Source organism: Janthinobacterium glycogeni (assembly GCF_051380725.1).
GTDB lineage: Bacteria > Pseudomonadota > Gammaproteobacteria > Burkholderiales > Burkholderiaceae_D > Janthinobacterium.
The window spans coordinates 506,035-525,682 of sequence record NZ_JBNYXP010000003.1 but is presented as its reverse complement, the minus strand read 5'-3'; the positions used below and the strand labels follow the sequence as shown (position 1 = coordinate 525,682).

At 61.5% G+C, this 19,648-nt stretch carries 16 protein-coding genes and 1 pseudogene; 9 read left to right on the top strand and 8 right to left on the bottom strand.

What is annotated here, in order from left to right; translation table 11 throughout:
- Positions 1-43 precede the first annotated feature (43 nt).
- Both ACQ4W4_RS10850 and ACQ4W4_RS10845 read right to left on the bottom strand, forming a co-directional pair.
- Positions 44-1,120 carry a GTP pyrophosphokinase gene (locus ACQ4W4_RS10850; RefSeq protein WP_436542005.1) on the bottom strand — a complete coding sequence of 359 codons (1,077 nt, stop codon included), beginning with the start codon at positions 1,118-1,120 and terminating at the stop codon, positions 44-46.
- 45 nt (positions 1,121-1,165) lie between these two features.
- A pseudogene (locus ACQ4W4_RS10845) lies at positions 1,166-1,971 on the bottom strand (lipid II flippase Amj family protein).
- Between the two features lie 323 nt (positions 1,972-2,294).
- Here ACQ4W4_RS10845 and ACQ4W4_RS10840 point away from each other — a divergent pair.
- Positions 2,295-2,750, top strand: coding sequence for a tellurite resistance TerB family protein (locus ACQ4W4_RS10840; protein ID WP_436542004.1), 456 nt, complete (start codon positions 2,295-2,297; stop codon positions 2,748-2,750).
- Between the two features lie 37 nt (positions 2,751-2,787).
- Here ACQ4W4_RS10840 and ACQ4W4_RS10835 read toward each other — a convergent pair whose 3' ends face one another.
- The 4 genes from ACQ4W4_RS10835 to ACQ4W4_RS10820 all read right to left on the bottom strand — a co-directional run bounded on the left by ACQ4W4_RS10835 (position 2,788) and on the right by ACQ4W4_RS10820 (position 5,165).
- A complete protein-coding gene (locus tag ACQ4W4_RS10835) occupies positions 2,788-3,315 on the bottom strand; it encodes a hypothetical protein (protein WP_436542003.1) in 528 nt (175 codons plus the stop codon).
- A 63-nt stretch (positions 3,316-3,378) separates the two neighbouring features.
- A complete protein-coding gene (locus tag ACQ4W4_RS10830) occupies positions 3,379-3,771 on the bottom strand; it encodes a hypothetical protein (RefSeq protein WP_436542002.1) in 393 nt (130 codons plus the stop codon).
- Between the two features lie 33 nt (positions 3,772-3,804).
- Positions 3,805-4,254, bottom strand: coding sequence for a hypothetical protein (locus ACQ4W4_RS10825; protein WP_436542001.1), 450 nt, complete (start codon positions 4,252-4,254; stop codon positions 3,805-3,807).
- 185 nt (positions 4,255-4,439) lie between these two features.
- Complete coding sequence (locus ACQ4W4_RS10820) at positions 4,440-5,165, bottom strand: helix-turn-helix transcriptional regulator (protein WP_436542000.1); 726 nt, start codon at positions 5,163-5,165, stop codon at positions 4,440-4,442.
- A gap of 283 nt (positions 5,166-5,448) precedes the next feature.
- On the opposite strand from ACQ4W4_RS10820, the gene ACQ4W4_RS10815 reads away from it, so the two are divergent.
- The 5 genes from ACQ4W4_RS10815 to ACQ4W4_RS10795 all read left to right on the top strand — a co-directional run bounded on the left by ACQ4W4_RS10815 (position 5,449) and on the right by ACQ4W4_RS10795 (position 11,934).
- On the top strand, positions 5,449-6,132 hold the full coding sequence (locus ACQ4W4_RS10815; protein ID WP_436496731.1) for a vWA domain-containing protein: 684 nt from the start codon (positions 5,449-5,451) through the stop codon (positions 6,130-6,132).
- Positions 6,133-6,146: 14 nt separating this feature from the next.
- On the top strand, positions 6,147-6,905 hold the full coding sequence (locus ACQ4W4_RS10810; protein ID WP_436541999.1) for a PP2C family serine/threonine-protein phosphatase: 759 nt from the start codon (positions 6,147-6,149) through the stop codon (positions 6,903-6,905).
- Positions 6,906-6,979: 74 nt separating this feature from the next.
- A complete protein-coding gene (locus ACQ4W4_RS10805) occupies positions 6,980-9,232 on the top strand; it encodes a hypothetical protein (protein ID WP_436541998.1) in 2,253 nt (750 codons plus the stop codon).
- 9 nt (positions 9,233-9,241) lie between these two features.
- Entirely contained in the window at positions 9,242-10,588 is a 1,347-nt protein-coding gene (locus tag ACQ4W4_RS10800; RefSeq protein WP_436541997.1) for a toxin-antitoxin system YwqK family antitoxin, read from the top strand.
- A complete protein-coding gene (locus ACQ4W4_RS10795; RefSeq protein ID WP_436541996.1) occupies positions 10,573-11,934 on the top strand; it encodes a toxin-antitoxin system YwqK family antitoxin in 1,362 nt (453 codons plus the stop codon). The genes ACQ4W4_RS10800 and ACQ4W4_RS10795 overlap by 16 nt, the downstream gene beginning before the upstream one ends.
- A gap of 245 nt (positions 11,935-12,179) precedes the next feature.
- Here ACQ4W4_RS10795 and ACQ4W4_RS10790 read toward each other — a convergent pair whose 3' ends face one another.
- Complete coding sequence (locus ACQ4W4_RS10790) at positions 12,180-12,608, bottom strand: hypothetical protein (protein ID WP_436541995.1); 429 nt, start codon at positions 12,606-12,608, stop codon at positions 12,180-12,182.
- A gap of 341 nt (positions 12,609-12,949) precedes the next feature.
- A complete protein-coding gene (nadB, locus tag ACQ4W4_RS10785) occupies positions 12,950-14,563 on the bottom strand; it encodes an L-aspartate oxidase (protein WP_436541994.1) in 1,614 nt (537 codons plus the stop codon).
- Positions 14,564-14,768: 205 nt separating this feature from the next.
- Here nadB and ACQ4W4_RS10780 point away from each other — a divergent pair, with 205 nt between their 5' ends.
- From ACQ4W4_RS10780 to prsR, 3 genes are read left to right on the top strand one after another with little or no spacing between them, the layout of a single operon-like run.
- Positions 14,769-16,157 carry a TIGR03013 family XrtA/PEP-CTERM system glycosyltransferase gene (locus tag ACQ4W4_RS10780; RefSeq protein ID WP_436542026.1) on the top strand — a complete coding sequence of 463 codons (1,389 nt, stop codon included), beginning with the start codon at positions 14,769-14,771 and terminating at the stop codon, positions 16,155-16,157.
- Positions 16,154-18,256 (top strand): XrtA/PEP-CTERM system histidine kinase PrsK, encoded by a 2,103-nt coding sequence (gene prsK / locus ACQ4W4_RS10775; RefSeq protein WP_436541993.1) that lies wholly within the window; start codon positions 16,154-16,156, stop codon positions 18,254-18,256. The genes ACQ4W4_RS10780 and prsK overlap by 4 nt, the downstream gene beginning before the upstream one ends.
- A 15-nt stretch (positions 18,257-18,271) precedes the next feature.
- The gene (gene prsR / locus ACQ4W4_RS10770) at positions 18,272-19,627 is read left to right on the top strand and encodes a PEP-CTERM-box response regulator transcription factor (protein WP_436541992.1); all 1,356 of its coding nucleotides are present in this window, start codon (positions 18,272-18,274) and stop codon (positions 19,625-19,627) included.
- Positions 19,628-19,648: the final 21 nt, after the last annotated feature.

Below are 19,648 nucleotides of genomic sequence, written 5' to 3'. Positions count from 1 at the left end.
GAGATAGCGGCTTTTCTATTTTTAAATTAAACCTAAAATTTTTCTATGTCTCGGCATTGGTGCTGAGCCAATTGTCAAATGCATCTTTTGCTACGCTAGTAAGTATGTTGCTAAATTTATCCTTATCTCCCAAATATAAACAATGTCTAATTAGAGTGTAAGGATTTAGCTTGTCATCTTTGTTGTTTTTTTCGAAGTAATTCTGATATCGTTTCGCTTTTCCTATATTTTCACGCAAAAGAAAATTCAACTTACCCCTTGTTATGTAATTGTCTGCTTCAATTATTTCTTGAGTAAAGCCATCTACTTTATGCGCTTCAAATTCATAGTCCTTGAAGAAATGATGAGCTATTTTTTGAAAGCTGAATGCATTAAGTAGTCTCGATTGGTTTAGTTCACTATTAGATTCTCGGCCTGCTTCAACTTGACCATCTTTTGCAGTATCGTCAATTGTTTCCTCTTTTCTTATTTCCTCGATGGTGGATTCTCGTATTTCTCGAAATTCTCGATCAGCAAGCTCAAATAATTCTGCTAAGGTATTGATTCTTCTTTTCAACCTATTTGGAATAGATTTTTTGTACTTTATTTTATGATCTAAAACACTCCATGAATCTTGAATTATTGTTCTTATTTGAACTTCAAATTTGTATAATTTGTATATTTCATATTCTGGCAATTCAATTCTTTTTTCGTTAAGTTTTAAATCTAGGTGTAGGCCCTTATACCCGAATGATGCCTCTGTATTTTCCAGCTGGGTAATTTTATTTGTGATATCTATTACGTCAAAATGAGTTGATAGGCAGGAGTTTATTTTCTCTACATCATCCTCATAAAGACATATTATTCTCAATCCAATCAAATCTGTTATTTTTTCCTGGATTGAATAAGGTGTATTTTGCGTTTCAAGTTCTGATCTGTACTTTAGGTTGAATTTTTTTATACATTCTTCTTTTTCCTTTACTCTTCCCTCAATTTTCGATATTGAATCGTTTCCCGATGAACTCAATAATGCGGTGATTAGTGTAATGAATGAATTTTTTGCATTTTCCAGAAGTTTTATGTTTAATTCGTAATACTCTCTAAATAATTTTTTTTCTGTGTCAAAATCTAATGAAGCCATACCATCCCTCTTTTTTGTGATTTTTTTAAAATTAAGATTTGTACTTCACAACCCCTTCGCCACCCCCACAATCACCACCGCCGACGGCACCAGCAAAAACTGCGCAATCAGCGTCCCCGCCAGCCTGCTCCCCACCAACCACACCAACGCACGCCGGAATTGCGATTCTTCGATCTTGCCTTCGATGACGTCATCCGTCATACCTGACATGTGCGGGTCGATGAAGACAGCCATCATGATGGTGGCGCCGCCGTTGATGATGGAGTACAGGGTGCTGGAGGTGACGCGCACGCTGGGGTCCAAGACGCCGGCATACAGGGCTGCGAAGACACCCACCTTCCACAGGGCCGTGGCGAGACGTTCATGGCTGTCATGGAGACAGAGCCCCCAGATTGTTGGCGCAGGCCCGTGACATTGGCGGGCTTGGGCAGGCTGGCGGAGGTCTTGAGGTAGGGCAGGCCGCCCTTGAAGACGGCGTGCAGCAGCAGTTTGGGCACGGACCTGTGCACCTGGAAATGCTCGACGGCGCGGCAGAAGGCGCGCTGGAAGGTGGGGATCAGTATCGCGCCCAGTAACGTGGCCAGGCTGGCGGAGAATAGCAGCCAGCGGAAGTCGACTAATAAGGTGCTGGCTGCGACGTGCTGGTCTATGCCCGTTTCCACCCGCTTGGCAAGGAATGGCCCTAAAAACGAATTTGACGTGCGCGACAGCAGCATCAGGATGCTGAACAGGGCCAGGGACACGGCAATGCGTCGCGTGCGGATGCCGGCGATGCGCACGGAATAGGCGAGGGTGCCGATGATGTGGATGCTGAACGTCAGTGCGCAAATCAGCAGCAATTGCTTGTCCATCACAACCTTGCAGTAAAGAAAATGTAATTCCATGCTGCCATGAAGTTACTTATTTTTCAACTGCAAATAAGATAATACTCACACGATCTTGCTTTTGTGGTGTTTTATGTGCGCTAGTGTGGCGTTGGCTGAATTTCACCCCAAGGCAGAAACTGGGGGCAGACCCTTAGGGTCTGACCCCGGCTCTTTGCCTGTGGGTTGGACCATGCGGTCAGCGGAGGCAAGGCATGTTTCCAGCGCTTGCATTCCACCCCCGCGCCCCCAGCTAGGTGACAGTGGCAGCCTGTAGTGCTGCCTCATCCGAACCAACCAGGAGAACCTCCATGAGTTTCGATTCCTTTCTGTCCAAACTGAAGACCAAAGCCAGCGAACTGAAAACCGAAGCCCTGAAGTACAAGAACAAGGATTTCCTGAACGCTGCAATGGCAGGCTCGGCCCTGATCGCCATGGCCGACGGCAGCGTCAGTGCGGAAGAGAAGCAGAAGATGGTGAAGTTTATTGAAAGCAATGATGCGCTGTCGGTGTTTAGCACCACGGACGTGATCAAGGCTTTCCAGGACTATGTCGGCCAGCTGGAGTTCGACAAGGATATCGGCGAAGCCAAGGCGTATCAGGCGCTGGGCAAGATGAAGTCGAATGTGGCGGCGTCGCGCCTGCTGGTGCGCATGATTATCGCCGTCGCTTCGTCGGACGGTAATTTCGATGCCAACGAGCAGCGCGTCGCCGGCAAGATCGCGCGCGAGCTGGGCTTGAATCCCGGCGAGTTCGAGTTGCAGTAACCGCCAGGCCAGCCGGCCCCAGCTGGGGCTGGCCAGCTTAATCCTTGTCCCACCACGGCGGCGTGCTCTCCGACCTCGGGCATGCCGTCTTCAATGCACTTATCTTGTAGCGGATCTCGATCACCTGCCCATGGTGAAACGGACCGCGTATCCAGTCGCCGGAATTAAAGAGGTAGGACTTGCCATTGATGCAGCGTTCGGTTGGCAAGTCGCCGATGGGGCCGGTCGAACGCAGGGTGACGCGCACTTCGCCAGTGGCATCGAGCGGCGCGTCGGCGCTTGCATACAGTATATCGATGCCGACATCGCAGACACGGGTGCTGCCTATCTTGCTGCAGTACTTGGTATACGTTTCTTGGCGCGCCATGACCATGTGATCTTCATGCCGCATCGGCTTGCCGTCGTCAAAGGTAAAGCGCAGGACGACTTGCGTGGGCTCGCTGGCGGGATGGCGCGTGGTGCTGGTGCAGGCGGCGCTGACCAGGGCCAGCAGGGGCCAGGCCAGCAGGCGCAGGCCGCCGCGCAGCAGCGTCGAGATCGGGTTGTTGCGGGATGGATGCTGCACGTGGGGTTGCCATTTGTCTCATGAACGGGGCGCCGATCATAGCATGCGCCGGCAACGGTTCCGCTAGCACGCGCCGCGATTCCATTCCTGCAGCACTTGCCTGCACAACTCCCCGTACCTCACGCACTTGCCCCGTTTGTGTGCGGCCAGATCGTAGCGTGCGCTGATGTCATCCCACGCCACGCTGCCGGGCAAGGGCCGCAGGTCGTCGTCGAGGTCCATCTCGAAGTGAATGAAGTGCCCGTCGGCGCTCAGCAGCTTGCCGTACACGGCGGGCATGTCGGGCCAGGCCAGCTGCAGGTCGAGCATCAGGGCCGCGTCAAGCGTCACGCCATGGCTGGCCGCGCACTGGCGCAAGGCGTCGGGCAAGGGGCGGGCGCGCCACCAGGCCGCCGTCTGTTTGATGGCTGCCTGGGTCAGCGCGTTTTGCTGTTGCACAGAATACTGTTTGCTCATGGCTGCCACCCATGGGGAACGCGGCTTGCCGCCTTAGCGTGCTGCCAGGCTCATGCTTTGTACATGGGCGGGCACGATGTCGCCGCTGGCCAGTTTTTCGGCTGGCACCACCATCAGCACTTCGCCGCCCACGCTGCCATTGTCGCGCAAGTCGATGCGCATGGCCAGTTGCCGGTCGAGCGCCACGAAGCTGTCGCTGCTGCTGGCGACGATGCGGTGTTCTTCCTGGTTGTCGATGCGCGCATACATGATGGCGCCGATGCTGCTGGCGTTGCGCAGGTACAGTACTTGTCCGTTCGACAGTTCATAGCCGCCACGGAACGGAGAAAATTCTTGCGCGCTCATGAAATGCCTGTGGGCGGGCAGTTCGATCGTCTGCATGCGCCCGCCTGGAATGACGACGGTCTGGCTGTCGGGAAGCGTTTGTGCATTTGCCAGCAGGGCGCAGATGCCCAGGGTGCCGGCCAAGATCCATGTTTTCATTTTTTTACCCATCCTTGAACTGTGGTGCCGTCCGCTGCCGGCGCGGCGATGTTGTTGTCGGTGCCAGGGAAAACGCACCGGCAGATCCGCCACGCCGCTGTCACGCTGGCAAGGTGCGGGCTGCCGGTCTTGCCAGTGTAGGCAGGCAAGATGCACCGCGCATCATCCGATCGGATGACACGGTCTCATGCATCGAGGATGGCCAGGTGCGCCGTCGCGCCGTGGATCAGCGCGATCAGCTCGCCCTGGCGCCGCGTATCAGTCTTTAAATAGGTGTGGTGCAGATGGGTCTTGACGGTGTTGACGCTGATGCCGCCCTGCGCGGCGATTTCTTCGATGGTGGCCCCTTGCGCCAGCGCCTTGCCCACTTGCGCCTCGGCTTGCGTCAAGTCGAACAGCTGGCGCAAGGCAGGGACGGACGTGCACGTTTTTGTGGGGTCGCGCGCGATCACCAGGGCGCAGGCAGGCTGGCAATCGGCAAGCGCGGTGACGGTCAGGGCCAGCGGCGCTTGCTGCTTGCGCGCCAGGCGCAGCGACTGGCATGGCGCCGCGCCACCGTCCCCGGCGATCACCAGGCGCACGGCGCGCATCAGGGCGGGCGGGGCCGTGTGCTCCAGTTGCGCCGCATGCAGGGCGTGGCCGGCCGGAGTGGCGAATCGCAATCCGAGGTTGGCATCGAGCACCAGCACGGCGGCGCCCATGGCGTCGAGCGCCGCCAGCGCGCAATGGCTGGCCAGCTGCGCCTCGCGCAGGCGCTGCTGCAGGCACATGGCGCGCTGCAGATGCGGCCAGAGTTCCTGCCATTGCAGGCCGTTCAGGCCGGCGCCGTCGAGCTGCGGCCAGTCGCCCATGCCGCAGGCAGCGTCGTACATGGCGCCGATCAGTTTGCCTACATCTGTTGCCGTACCCATGCTCGCTCCCATTGCCCGACTACAACAGTGTGCCGCAGGCGCGCAGGTGCGGAACTGGGTAAGGGCGGTGTTGCGCAGCGATTCGCCCCTCCTTTGTGAGGAAGGTCTGTTCGCTGCCTTCTGTCCTGGGCAACTATCAAGATAGTACAAAGATATCGGTGCTGCAATGGTTCGCGCCTGTCATTCTGAATCTGAATAGTGTTCTACAGGAAATTCGCGCGGGTAAATCACGGCCATGATGTAAGATTCGCACTATGACCGATTTCACATTTACCGATTGCCCATGAGTTCAATAATGATCCCCGACGTCGCCCTGGTCGACAATACCGAACAACGCACGCCGCTGGTGCTCGTGCTCGACTGCTCCGGCAGCATGGATGGCGAACCTGTGTCGCTGCTCAATGAAGGCCTGGCCCTGCTGGAACAGGAATTGAAATCCGACGTGATCGCTGCCAAGCGCGTGCGCATCCTCGTGATTCAGTATGGCGCGCACGATGAGGCTGTCGTCGCCAGCAACTGGTGCGACGCCATGGATTTCACGGCGCCCCGGCTCGAAGCGAACGGCACCACGCCGACCGGTGCGGCCGTCGAACTGGCCTTGGCCGAGATCGAGCAGGAAAAGCAGCGTTTCCGCGCCGCTGGCGTGGCGTACACGCGGCCATGGCTGTTTTTGATGTCGGACGGCGAGCCGACGGACCGCTGGCAGCTCGGCGCCGAGCAGGCGCGCGCGGCCGAACAGGCCAATAAAGTGGCGATCTTCCCCATCGCCGTGGGCGACCATGCGAATATCGATACGCTGGGGCAATTTTCCAGCCGCGGCGAGCGGGGCGTCAAGCAGCTGAAAGGCTTGCAGTTCCGCGAACTGTTCCTGTGGCTCAGTGCCAGCATGCAGGTGGTGTCGCAATCGCGCCCCGGTGCGCAGGCGCAGCTGGCCTCGACGGACGGCTGGTCCGTCGTGAATACGTGAAAGCCCGCTGATTTATGACTGCAGCACAGCAAACCTGGCGCGTGTTCGGCGCGTCCGTCACGGGCAAGGCGCACCTGGACAAGGACATCCCTTGTCAGGATGCGCACGCGCACGCCGTCGTGAACGACGTTTTGGTCGCCATCGTCTGCGACGGCGCCGGATCGGCCCGGCTCAGCGAACAGGGCGCGCAGTTTGTTGCCGTACACACCGTGCAGGCGCTGGCCGGCCGGCTGGAGCAGGGCGCCACCGTGCAGGATTTGTACGACGGCGCGCTGGCCGGCACCCTGGCGCAGATCCGCGCCGCGCTGGACGACATCGCCCGCGCCGCCAACGCCACCCTCGATGACTACGCCTGCACGGTGGTGGGCGTGGTGATGGGGCCGGATACGGGATTTTTCTTCCACCTGGGCGACGGCCTGGCCGTGGCGCAGCTGGGCGATGGCGGCGAACGCATCTCGCTGCCCGCCAACGGCGAATACGCGAACGAAACCTATTTTTTGTCGGGCGAGCGCTGGCGCGAACAGTTGCGCCTGTTGCCGATTCCCCCGCCAGTACGCGGCGTCGTGCTGATGTCGGACGGCTGCATGCCCTTTGCCATGAGCAAGAACAATGGTGCCTTGTACGCGCCGTTCATGGATGCCGTGCAAGGCTATCTGCGCACGGTCGAGAGTATCGAGCTGGGCAATACGGCGCTGGCGTCCACCCTGGCCGACCCGCGCACGCACCAGATCACGGGCGATGACAAGACCCTGCTGCTGGCCTTGCGCGCATGAGCCGGAAGCAGGGTGTGACACCGGGCCTGAGCCCGGGCGGAAAAATTTGGCTGGATAAAGTCCGCAGCCTGGTCTTGGGCAAACTCGTCAAGAGCGGCGGCGCGGGCAGCGTGTACCTGTTGCCGGGCGCACCCGCGCAGGTCGCCAAGCTGTACCACCCGCACCTGGACCGGGCCGCCAACCGGCGCAAGCTCGAAGCGATGCTGGAACTGTCGCCCGAGCTGCCCGATCAAGTGGAAAACGGCAAGCGATACGTGCAGATCGCCTGGCCGCAAGCGGCCGTGTTCGATGGCCAGGGCGGCTTTGCCGGCTTCGTCATGCCTTTGCTGGACATGGCGCAAACGGCCGAGCTGGAACACATCATGCAGGAGCGGCAGGCGCGCGCGGCCGGCCTGCCCACGGGACTCGGTCCCAAGCTGACCCTGGCCGCCAACCTGGCCGCCGTCATCGATGCGCTGCACCAGCAGCAGCATTACGTGGTCGATTTGAAACCCGTGAACCTGCGCTTCTACCGCGATTCGCTGTACATCGCCATGCTCGATTGCGACGGTTTCAGCATTCAGGGCCATGCGGAGCGCTTTCCTGCCGAGCAATTCACGGCCGATTACCTGGCACCGGAATTCCAGCGCAAGGGCATGCCGGCGGGCACGGAAATGGCGCAAGACCGCTTCGCCCTGGCCGTCGTCATCTTCCAGTTGCTCAACTTTGGCATCCACCCGTACAGCGGGCGGCCCGGCAATGCGCAAGTGGCAACCGACATTCCCGGGCGCATCCGCGACGGCTGCTATGCGTATGGCGTCAAACGCCACAAGCAGCTGGCGCCGAACGCCACCAGCGGCCATGCCTTGATGCCGCCCGAGCTGCGCGCCATGTTCGACCGTGCCTTTTCGCCATCGCCGCAACCCCAGCGGCCGTCGGCGGCCGACTGGGCGCAATTGCTGCGCGGCTATGCGCAGCGCAGCGGCGGCAAGCTCGTCGTGTGTACCGTCAATCCCGAACACCAGCATTTTGCGGGCCAGGGTTGCGCGGCCTGCGCGCGCGACAAGGTCATCGTCGCGGCCGCGCAAGCCTCCGTGCAGGCGCAGCAGCAACAGATTTCCTTGCCGCAGCAACGCAGCGCTCGCCGCACGGTACCGGGGCAGGCGCCCGTCGCCATCCCCGTTGTCGGCAACACGGGCGGCGGCATCAGCGGCAAGGGCTGGGCCGTGGTGGTGGTGCTGATCGTGCTGTTCCTGATCGGTTTTACGGCCTGGACCTCGTCGCCCGATGAGGTGAAGGACAAGGCCAGCTTGCAGGCGCAAGCGGACCAGGCGGCTGGCCTGGAAGTATTCAGCTGGCGCCCGCGCAAGACGGCCGGTTTCCAGCCGTCCGACGCGCGCAAGGCCGTGCACAGCCTGTCGCAAGCCATCAGCAAGGGCGACGATGGCGCCGTCACGCGCGGTTTGCAACTGCTGTACCGGGCCGGCGAAGAAAAGCAGTCCGTCTACGGCGGCGACCGCACGCAGGCGCAGCTGCGCGCCTCGTTGCTGGAAGGCCTGGGCTGGGTGCCCGGCTATCAGCCGGCGCTGGTCGCCAGTTATCTTGATCTGCTGCAAGCCAACCCGCGCGATCATCTGGTGGCGGCGGCCATGGGCCGCATGCACCTGAGCCTGAACGAACCGCAGGCGGCGCGCCAGTACTTCGAGCAAGCCGTATGGGCGCGCCCGACCGATGGCACGGCCTGGCTGGGCATCGCGGCTGCTGCACAGCTGCGCGGCGGCGACGAGCGCGATGCCGTCAATCTGGTGGCGCTGGCGCGCCTGACGGCTTACCGTTACGCCGTGCAGAACGCCTTGCCGGCGGACCCGGGCGAGCCGGCCGACAATGGCGTCGCGCGCACGATGCAGCGCATGGACCTGACCGCCAAGGTGCTGCGCCTGGCGCAACCGGGCGCCTACCAGAAGCGCTGGGACAAGACGCTGGCCGATGGCGCGCTGCTGGCGCAAAAACTCCAGGCCATGCCACCCTTGCGGGACCAGGTCGGCGGCGTGCAGCGCGAGACGATGACGACGGTCGATTATGGCGTGCTCGATGCAAAGCACGCGACGGGCGAAAACCGCCTGATCCTGACCATTGCCGCCGATGGCAGCCTGACGTACGCGGCGGCCGAGTTGCCGATGGAACCGATGCTCAACAAGGCGCTGCTCGACAGCGTGAAGCGCTGGACCTATCTGCCGGCCGTGCAGCACGGTCAATTGATGGATGCCAAGGTGGTGGTGCTGGTGCGTTACCGCGATGGCCGGGTCAGCTTCGTGCCGGGCGGTGTCGCCGTCACGGCGGAAAATTAAAGGAATAGCATGAAAATCAAGACGATATGTGCCGTGCTGGGCGCTTCCTTGCTGTATTCAGCCATGGCGCAGGCGGAAATCGTGCAGCGCCTGGTGGTGACAGCGATGGCCAGCGAGCCGGATAGCGAAGGCGGCGACGTGTTCACGATTACCGGCATGACGGCCTGCGGCGGCAAGCAGATACGCATGGATGCGCGCTCGGTGAACTTGGACGAGGCGCCGTACGAAGCGTTGAAGGCCCAGCTTGCTGAACGCATGCGCGCCAGGACACCCATGCTCGTCACCCTGAAAAAATGCCCGGAAGATGCGAGCGTGCCCGTCGTGCGCCAGATCGCCGCCTGCACGCCGGCCGCCTGCAGCGATGGCCGGGCGCGGCTGTACCTGCACGAGCGTTTCTACCCCATCGAGCAGGACAAGGCGCCGAACGTGCTGCTGTTGCCCTTGCCGAAAGGCAAACTGCCGGGCACGTGGAAGGTGGACATTTATAGCGTGGCGGGGCACAAACTGCGCCTGTCTGGCCAGGTCAACCGGGCCGATTATGCCTCCGGTGAACTGGTGGGCGGCTACGTCACGTATTACCCGAATGGCAAGATCGAGAAACAGGTGGCGCAGGATGGGCAGGGCCGGCAGCACGGCATCGGCAGCAAGTATTTTCCCGATGGCACCTTGGAGTTGCGCGGCGACTGGCGCCATGGCTTGCCCGAGGGCGAGCACCGGCATTATCACGCCTCGGGCAAGCTGCGCGAGACCAGCCGCTACCACGATGGCAAGCAGCTCGACGGGCCCGTGCAGACGTTTGATGAGAATGGCAAACTGAGCAGCAGTTACGCTTTGCGCGGCGGCAAGATGGAAGGCGAGATGCTCACGTACTTCCCGGATGGAAAAATCTCCAGCCGCGCGGAAATGCAGAACGGCAAGTTCAATGGCGTGAGCACGAATTACTACCCCGATGGCGCCGTGCGCGCCAGGATGACGCAGGTCAACGACCTGCCCACGGGCGAGGCAATGGAATTCTACCCGGACGGCAAGGTGCAAAGCCGCCAGCAGTATGGCGACAAAGGCGGGCTGCTCAGCATCCAGCGCTACAGCCCGCAGGGCGTGCTGGTGCTGGAAAGACGCTGGGATGCGCAATTGCGCGAGCAGGGCACGTCGCGCTCGTGGTATGAAAATGGCAAGCCCGAGCAATCGATCGACTACGTGAACGACCGGCGCGACGGCTGGAGCCGCAGCTGGCGCGAGGATGGCAGCCTGAAAAATGAATGCCGGTATGTGGCCGGCAAGGCACAGGGTGACTGCGGCGAAGCGCCGCCAGCGCCGGAACTGCAGCGCAAGGAGCAAGCATGGCGCGCATTGTGAAACACTTGCTTGGCGCTATGCTGCTGTTGCCGGTGCTGGCCCAGGCCGAAATTGTGCAGCGGCAAGTGATCACGGCGATCACGGCCGCGCCAGGCAGCGGCGACGTGCTGACCGTGGCCGACGACACGGGCTGCGGCGGCAGACAGTTGCGCATGGATGCGGCATCGCTGGGACTGAGCGCGGAGCAGTATGGCGTCATGAAGGCCGAGCTGGCCAACATGATGCGCGACAGGAACCCCGTGCTCATGCGCCTGCGTGCCTGCCCGGCGCCAGACCGCGCCAGCGCCGATGCCATCCCCGTCATCCACATGCTGCGCGGCTGCGATGAGCACTGTGCCGACGGCAAGGCCCGTTTATATCTGAACCACAACCTGTCGCGCGGCGAGGTGATGGAGCAGGCGCGCTATGCGCTGGTCGTGCCATTGCCGCCAGGCAAGACGCCTGGCACTTGGCAAGTCGAAGTGTTCCACGTGCGCGAAGGCGCGCCGAAGCGGCTGACGGGTCTGGTCAACGCTCCCGATTACCTGCGCGGCAAGCTGGTGGGCAACTACAGCATGTTTTACCCGCATGGTCAGGTGGAAATGCAGGTGGAGCAGGATGGGCGCGGCGTGCAGGAAGGCATGCAGACGCGCTATTACCCGGAAGGCCAGGTTTCCATGCGCGTCAGCTGGCGCAACGGCGTGCAGGAAGGCGAGGAGCGGAGCTACCATCAAAATGGCAAGCTCATCGCGTCGCAAACCTACCGCGACGGCGCCCGCGCCGATGGCCTGATGGAGACTTTCGATGAGAACGGCAAGCTGCGCACGCGCATGACGCAGCTCAAGGGCCAGCCGGAGGGCGAACTGCTGCTGTTCTATCCCGACGGTAGCGTGGAAAGCCGCAGCCAGTATGTCAACGGCATCAGGACGGGACCGAGTACCGACTATTTTCCGGATGGCAAAGTGCGCAGCACGGCAAGCTATGTCGATGGCAAGCCCGCTGGCGACAGCGTCGAATATTATCCGGACGGTAAAGTCGCCAGCAAGCGCACGCACAGCGGCCATTACGTGATGCGCAGCGAACAGCGTTTCAGCCGCTCCGGCGTGTTGCTCGTGCAGAAACAGTGGAACGCGGGCGGGCGCGAGGAGGGCGCCTTGCGTTCCTGGTATGCCGATGGCAAACCGAGGCAGTTGATCGAATACGCCGATGGCGAGCGCCAGGGCTGGACCCGGCACTGGCGGGAAGATGGCAGTGTGGAAAGCGAATGCCGCTATGTGGCGGACGAGCCGCAGGGGGAGTGTACGGGGAATTCCGCCAGGATGTCGTACACGGAGGATGGCATCGAGCCGCTGATGCCGGAACCGTGAACAGGGAAGTTACTGCCGTTCGATCCCTGATGCGTGGCCTGCCATTGCGAGAGAGGTATCGGTACCGGAGTGACACTGGATGGCGTCCAGCGTTCGTCCGCTTCCGGCACCGCGCCTGTGGCAGTGTTTCGCATAAAACACCATTGCCAGCCTGCACTGGACCGTGGTGCATGGCTGCCTGCGCCGAGCAGGGCCTCTTATGGTCGCAGCTTTCGCCCCAAAGTGGACCTTCAACCCCAGCTGAATCAGACGAACAGTGTGCGTTTTCCACTTGGTAGCGTACTGGCCATGTCGGAAAAACCTCGGTAGAAAAACGGGATATTATCGGCCGGGTCACCGATCAACCGACTACGTATTCTTGCCCAGGTAGCAATGGCAATGTGCGTTTCAGGTTCGCCGACAACAAGCACGGGACCTCGCTCCTCGTCGAGCCATGCGTACTCGCCGCCGTACTTGGTGCGTGCAACCTCAAGGACGTAGCAACCAAAGAGCTTAACTAAACTTGAAGTCTCGGACTGGGACATCTCATCGATGTAGCCCGAAGCTTCCGCCAGCATCTCTTCTACGATTGAAAGGCTATTCTCAGAGAAATTCAGACGGCCGCTCGACCGGTCATGAAAGGTCTCTACGGCGCGTTTCGCTGTATCGACTACGTCTTGAAGAATTGTTGTCATCAATTTCGTTAATGAATTTGGGGTTAATACAGTCGCGTATGTCCGGTTTTGGCCGATGGCGGCCACTGCCATCGGCCGCAATGCCATGAGCCGGGCTAATATTGTTAACTTCAGTTACCGCTCACCCAAGTTGAAAAACCATCCGAGGAAGTACGGTTTGAGGGGCAGGCCTGCCATTCCGACACAAGCCCAGCTATGCCAATCCCCAAGCTGAAGTCTCTGCGTAAGCTCAGCGTCAATACGCAGCATAGTGAGTCGAGCCACATTGACAAGCCCTTTGATGCGCATTATTTGGCAACAGGACTTGCCATTCAAGACGGTATCTGGCCCCTCCACTTGCATTAGCGGTGCGGCGGCGTCAGCACGCTGGCGATCGCTTTCGGCAAGGTTTCCGGATAATCTCGGCTGAAGTGCAGGCCGCGGCTTTCGCGGCGGGACAGGGCGCTGTTGACGATCATCGAGGCCACGTCGACCAGGTTGCGCAACTCCAGCAAGTCGTGCGTGATGCGGAAGTTGCGGTAATACTCGTCGATCTCTTCCTTCAGCAGGGCGATGCGGTGCTGGGCCCGCTCCAGGCGCTTGGTCGTGCGCACGATGCCGACATAATTCCACATGAAGCGGCGCAGCTCGTCCCAGTTGTGGGAAATCACCACTTCCTCATCCGCATCCGTGACGCGGCTTTCATCCCAGTCGGGCAGATATGGCGTGCCCAGCTTTTCCTTGCTTTCGATATCCTGCGCGCAGGCGCGGCCGATGACGATGCATTCCAGCAAAGAATTGCTCGCCAGGCGGTTCGCGCCATGCAGACCCGTGCAGGCCGTTTCGCCCACGGCGTACAGGCCCGGCAAGTCGGCGCGGCCGGACAGGTCCGTCACGACGCCGCCGCACGTGTAGTGGGCGGCGGGCACGATGGGGATAGGCTGCTTGGTGATGTCGATGCCCAGCTCCAGGCAGCGTGCGTAAATCGTCGGGAAGTGCTCGATGAGGAAGTCGGCCGGTTTGTGGCTGATATCGAGGTGCACATAGTCGAGGCCGCGCTTCTTGATCTCGAAGTCGATGGCGCGCGCCACCACGTCGCGCGGCGCCAGTTCGGCCCGCTCGTCGTGGGCCAGCATGAAGCGCTGGCCGGCTGCCGCGCCCGCCTCGGGCGGCAGTTTCAGCAAGCCGCCTTCGCCACGGATGGCTTCGGTGATCAGGAACGATTTCGCATACGGGTGGTACAGGCAAGTCGGGTGGAACTGGATGAATTCCATGTTCGACACGCGGCAGCCGGCGCGCCAGGCCATGGCGATGCCGTCGCCGCTGGCCGTGTCGGGGTTGGTTGTATATAAATACACCTTGCCGGCGCCGCCCGTGGCCAGCACGGTGTGCTCGGCGGCAAAGGTGTGCACCTTGCCCGTTTGCTCATCCTGCACGTACAGCCCGTGGCAATGCGGTTGCGCATTGCGCTGGGTGGGCTTCATGCCCAGCTTGTCGGAGGTGATCAGGTCGATCGCGCAATGGTGCTCGAACAAGCTGATGTTCGGGTGGGCGCGCACCTTTTCTTCCAGTGTCACTTGCACGGCGTGGCCGGTGGCATCGGCCGCGTGGATGATGCGGCGCTGGCTGTGGCCGCCTTCGCGGGTCAGGTGGAAACCCAGCTCGGCCGAGGCGTCGCGCGTGAATGGCACGCCTTGCTCGATCAGCCATTCGATGGCTTCGCGGCCGTGCTCGACGATGTAGCGCGTGGCGCTCTCGTCGCACAGGCCGCCGCCGGCGATCAGGGTGTCTTCGATGTGCTGCTGGTGGCTGTCGCCGGAGTCCAGCACGGCCGCGATCCCGCCCTGCGCCCAGTTGCTGGCGCCATCAAGCAGCGCGCGTTTGGAAATGATCGCGACAGTGCGCGTCTCAGCTAAATGCAGTGCAACCGATAAACCCGCCAGGCCACTGCCGACAATCGCTACATCAAATTTCATGACATTTATCTCTTTTAGGGGAAGCATACTATATGCCATTTCCCCTCATTCGGTAATGTGTTGAGATAAATTCTGCCAGTGAAAGATAGCTGGGGTTGTAGCTTGTGGCGCATCAATGTCTTCTTGGAACAGTTCGCCATCATGGCAAGACCAGCAGCGGGCCGCCTTGCGCGCCGCCTGGTGCTTTTTGCCGCAGGGGGGAACCATGATCCGCATCTTCAGCCATTATGTCTCGAAAACAGCGTTTATCTTGCTGTTGCTGGAAATCCTGCTCCTGCTGCTGTCGGCTACCCTGACGTCCTTGCTGTGGCTGGCGGACGGCAGCCGCGTGCTGCGCGCGGGCGATATTTACCTGTCGTCCTCGATCTTTGCGCTGGTCATCGTCTTGAGCAGGAGTGCGCTGGGCATGTACCAGCACCGCTCGCGCGAAGACATCCGCAACAGCTTATTGCGCATCCTGCCCTCGTTCGCGCTGGGTTTTGCCGTGCTCAGCGTCCTGATACGCTTTATTCCGGCGCTGCAATTCGGGCGCGGCAGCGCGATGATCTTCGGCCTGGGCGCCATCGGCGTGCTGCTGGCGCGCCTGGTGGTATTCAAATCCTCGCAATCGGCGCTGATGGAAGGCCGGCTGATCCTGGTGGGCGGCGGGGCGCTGGCGCGCGAATGCATGGACTTGGCGGCCAGCAAGATCGGCTTCCATCAATTTACGGTGGTCGGCTGCATCGATGTGGCGGGCGAGCAATGCTGCGTGCCGGCCTCGGCCTTGCTGCCGGCCGAACCGTCCCTGCTTGCCACGGCGCAGCGCCATGCCGCGCATGAAATTGTCGTGTCCGTCAGCGACCGGCGCAATGGCGCGTTTCCTGCAAAGCAACTGCTGGAATGCGCGCTGGGCGGCGTCAAGGTGATCGACGCGGCCACGTTTTTCGAGCGCGAAGCATGCCAGATCCGCATCGATTCCTTGCAACCGAGCTATCTGATCTATGGCGGCGGCTTCGACCAGAGTTTTTTCCGCGCCGCGTCGAAGCGGCTGTTCGATCTGGCGGCCAGCGCGGTCATCTGCCTTGCCACGCTGCCCGTGATGCTGGTGACGGCCCTGTGCATCCGCCTGGAAGACGGCGGCCCCGTGTTTTACCAGCAAGAGCGGGTGGGGCGCGATGGCTTGCCTTTCAAGGTGCTGAAATTTCGCAGCATGCGCTGCGATGCCGAGCGCGACGGGACACCTATCTGGGCCCTGGCCAACGATGCGCGCATCACGCGCGTGGGTCATCTGATCCGCAAGCTGCGCATCGACGAACTGCCGCAAATGCTCAATGTGTTTCGCGGCGAAATGAGTTTCGTGGGCCCGCGCCCCGAGCGCGCGTATTTTGTCGAGCAATTGAAGGAGCAGGTGCCGTACTACAACATTCGTCACAACATCAAGCCGGGCATCACGGGCCTGGCGCAGGTGCGCTACCAGTATGGCGCTTCCGTTGACGACGCCGTCAAGAAGTTGCAATACGATCTGTATTATGTGAAAAACAATAGCCTGTTCCTCGACTTGCTGATCCTGCTCGACACGGTACAGGTGGTGCTGTTTGGCAAGGGCAGCCGATGATGCGGGCGCAGTCGGACTGGCTGGCGGCTGCCGATGCGGCGGCGCTCAGCCATGGCCTGGCGTCGCTGGCTTTTTTCGTGCTGGCGCTGCTGCTCATCAGCAACTGGCGCGCGCGGCAGAACGTGCGCGCCTTGCTGGTGGCGTGCCTGGCGACGGGAGTCTGGGCCACGGGCACGGTGGTGCTGGTGCTGCTGGGGCAGCGCATCGCGCTGGCCGGCGACGCGCTCGAATTGCTGCGCACCCTGGCCTGGCTGGTGTTCCTGTTGCTGCTGATCGAACCGTCGCGGCCCCGCCTGCGCCTCGTGCTGGCCGGCCTCGTTCTCACGGCGCTGGCGCCCTGGCTGCTCTCCATGGTTTCATCCTGGCTGGCGCTGCCCTTGCCGGCGCGCTTCATTGCCAGTGTCTGCCGTTTGCTGCTGGCCGTGCTGGGCATGTTGCTGGTGGAGCAGTGGTACCGCAACACGCCGCCCTTGAAACGCTGGGGCATCAAGTTTGCGTGCCTGGGCGTGGGCGGGCTGTTTGCCTACGATTTCTATCTGTACAGCGACGCCTTGCTGTTCCGCGCGGTCAACGATGACATCTGGGCCGCGCGCGGCATTGTCGACGCCCTGTGCGCGCCGTTGCTGGCCGTGTCGGCGGCGCGCAACCCGGGCTGGGCGCTGGGCTTGTCCGTCTCGCGCCAGATGCTGTACCGCTCGGCTGCCTTGCTGGGCTCGGCCATCTACCTGCTGGCCATGGCGGCCAGCGCTTATTATTTGCGCTATTTCGGCGGCACCTGGGGTTCCTTGATGCAGATGGCATACCTGGGCGGCGCGGTGCTGCTGCTGGCGGGCGTGCTGTTTTCCGGCAGCCTGCGCGCCAAGCTCAAGGTCACTATCAATAAACATTTTTACAATGCCATCTTCGATTACCGCGAGGAATGGCTGAGATTTACGCGCGCGCTGTCCGAAGACGGGCCGGCCCTGGGCGAACGCACGATACAGGCCATGGCGCAACTGGTGGAAAGCCGCGCTGGCGCACTGTGGATCTTGCGCGAACAGGGGCAGTTTGCCCCGGCCGCCAGCTGGAACTGGCCGCCGAGCACGTGGAGCGAGCCGGCATCCGGCAGCCTGTGCCAGTTTCTGGAGGCACGGCAATGGGTGATCGACGTGCGCGACTGCGAGCACAACCCGCGCCTATACGGCGGCTTGCTGTTGCCGCCCGCGCTGCTGGCGCTGCCCGACGTGTGGCTGCTGGTGCCCCTGATGCTGCATGGCCAGCTGTTCGCCTTTGTCGCGCTGGCGCGGCCCCGCACGCGCATCGGCTTGAACTGGGAAATCCTTGACGTGCTGAAAATTGCCGGCAGCCAGGCCGCCAGCTATCTGGCGCACCGCGAATCGCTCGACACGCTGACGGTGGCGCGCCAGTTCGACTCGTTCAACCGCATGTCCACCTTCATCGTGCACGACCTGAAGAACCTCGTGTTCCAGCTGTCCCTGTTGTTGAGCAATGCGGAAAAGCACCGCGCCAATCCCGCTTTCCAGGAAGACATGCTGGGCACCTTGGACCATTCCGTGCAGAAAATGAAGACCTTGCTGCAGAAACTGGCGCGCGGCGAAGCGCCGGAAGCGCCCGCGCCGCTGCTGCTGGACGGTTTGCTGCGCCAGGCCGTGGCCGCCAAGGCGAGCCTGGCACCGGCGCCCCGGCTGGAAATCGTCGATGGCGAGTTGACGGTGCTGGCCAACCGCGCGCGGCTGGAACGGGTGCTGGGCCACTTGATCCAGAACGCCATCGAGGCGACGGCCAGCGACGGCAAGGTGGACGTGCGGCTGCGTCGCGAAGAGCAGACGGCAGTCGTCGAGCTCGACGATACGGGGCAGGGCATGAGCGAACAGTTCATCCGCGAACGCTTGTTCAAGCCGTTCGATACGACCAAGACGGCGGGCATGGGTATCGGCGTGTTCGAGAGCCGCGAATACCTGCGCGAGGTGGGCGGCCGCCTGGAGGTGCGCAGCGAACCGCAGGTAGGCACGACGTTTCGCGTGGTCCTGCCGCTGCATGTGTCTTTGGGGGCAGACCCGTCGGCTCTGACCCCAGACTTCCGTTGCCCTACTCACTGACAGGAGCTGACACGCATGGCCAAGCAAAAGTTGCTAGTCATCGAAGACGATCCCGGCCTGCAAAAGCAGCTGCACTGGAGTTTCGACGGTTATGAAGTCTTGCTGGCGGGCGAGCGCGAGGCGGCGCTGGCGCTGGTGCGGCGCCACCAGCCGGCCGTCGTGACGATGGACCTGGGCTTGCCGCCCGATCCGGACGGCGCCACGGAAGGCCTGGCCACCCTGCAGCAAATCCTCGCGCTGGCGCCGGATACGAAAGTGATCATCCTTTCAGGCAACCAGGAGCGCGCGCATGCCTTGAAAGCCATCGCGCTGGGCGCCTACGATTTCCACCAGAAACCGTTCGAGGCCGACATGCTGGGACTCGTCATCGCCCGCGCGTTCTATTTGCACGCGATGCAGCAGGAAAACCGCCGCATGCTGCAGACGCAGGCCGATTCCCCGCTGGCCGGCATCGTCAGCCGCGATCCGGGCATGCTCAAACTGTGCCGCAGCGTGGAAAAAGTGGCGCCTTCGTCGGCCAGCGTCATGCTGCTGGGCGACTCGGGCAGCGGCAAGGAACTGATTGCGCGGGGATTGCATGCGCTGTCGAGCCGCCATGCCCAGCGTTTTGTCGCCATCAATTGCGCGGCCATCCCGGAAAACCTGCTGGAAAGCGAGCTGTTCGGCTATGAGCGGGGGGCGTTTACTGGCGCGGCGCGGCAAACCCTGGGCAAGATCGAGCTGGCCCACGGCGGCACTTTCTTTCTCGATGAAATCGGCGACATGCCGATGGCGCTGCAGGCGAAACTGCTGCGTTTCTTGCAGGAGCGAATCATCGAACGTGTGGGCGGACGGGCCGAGATCGCCGTCGACGTGCGCATCGTCTGCGCCACGCACCAGGATTTAAAGGTGCTGGCGGAACAGGGACGTTTCCGCGAAGACTTGTATTACCGCCTGAGCGAAATCGTGCTGCGCATTCCACCGCTGCGCGAGCGGGCTGGCGATGCGGCCTTGCTGGCCCATCATTTCAAGAACAAGTTCTGCGCCAGCGAAGGGCGCGGCAACCTGCATTTCAGCGCCGGCGCGCTGCAGCTGATCGAAAGCTATGGCTGGCCCGGCAATGTGCGCGAAGTGGAAAACTGCATCAAGCGGGCCGTCATCATGAGCGACGGGCCGCAGATCGCCGCCGACGACCTGGGCTTGCCCGCCAGCGCCCAGGCGGCACACCAGGACGAATCGCTGAACCTGCGCCAGGCCCGCGACGGGGCCGAATACAAGGTCATGGTGCGCGCGCTGGCGCGCGCCGACGGCAATATCGCCAAGGCGGCCGAACTGCTGGGCGTGAGCCGTCCCACCCTGTACGACCTGATGAGCCATCACGGCATCAAGTAGCGTCCGCATACTGCTGTGTAT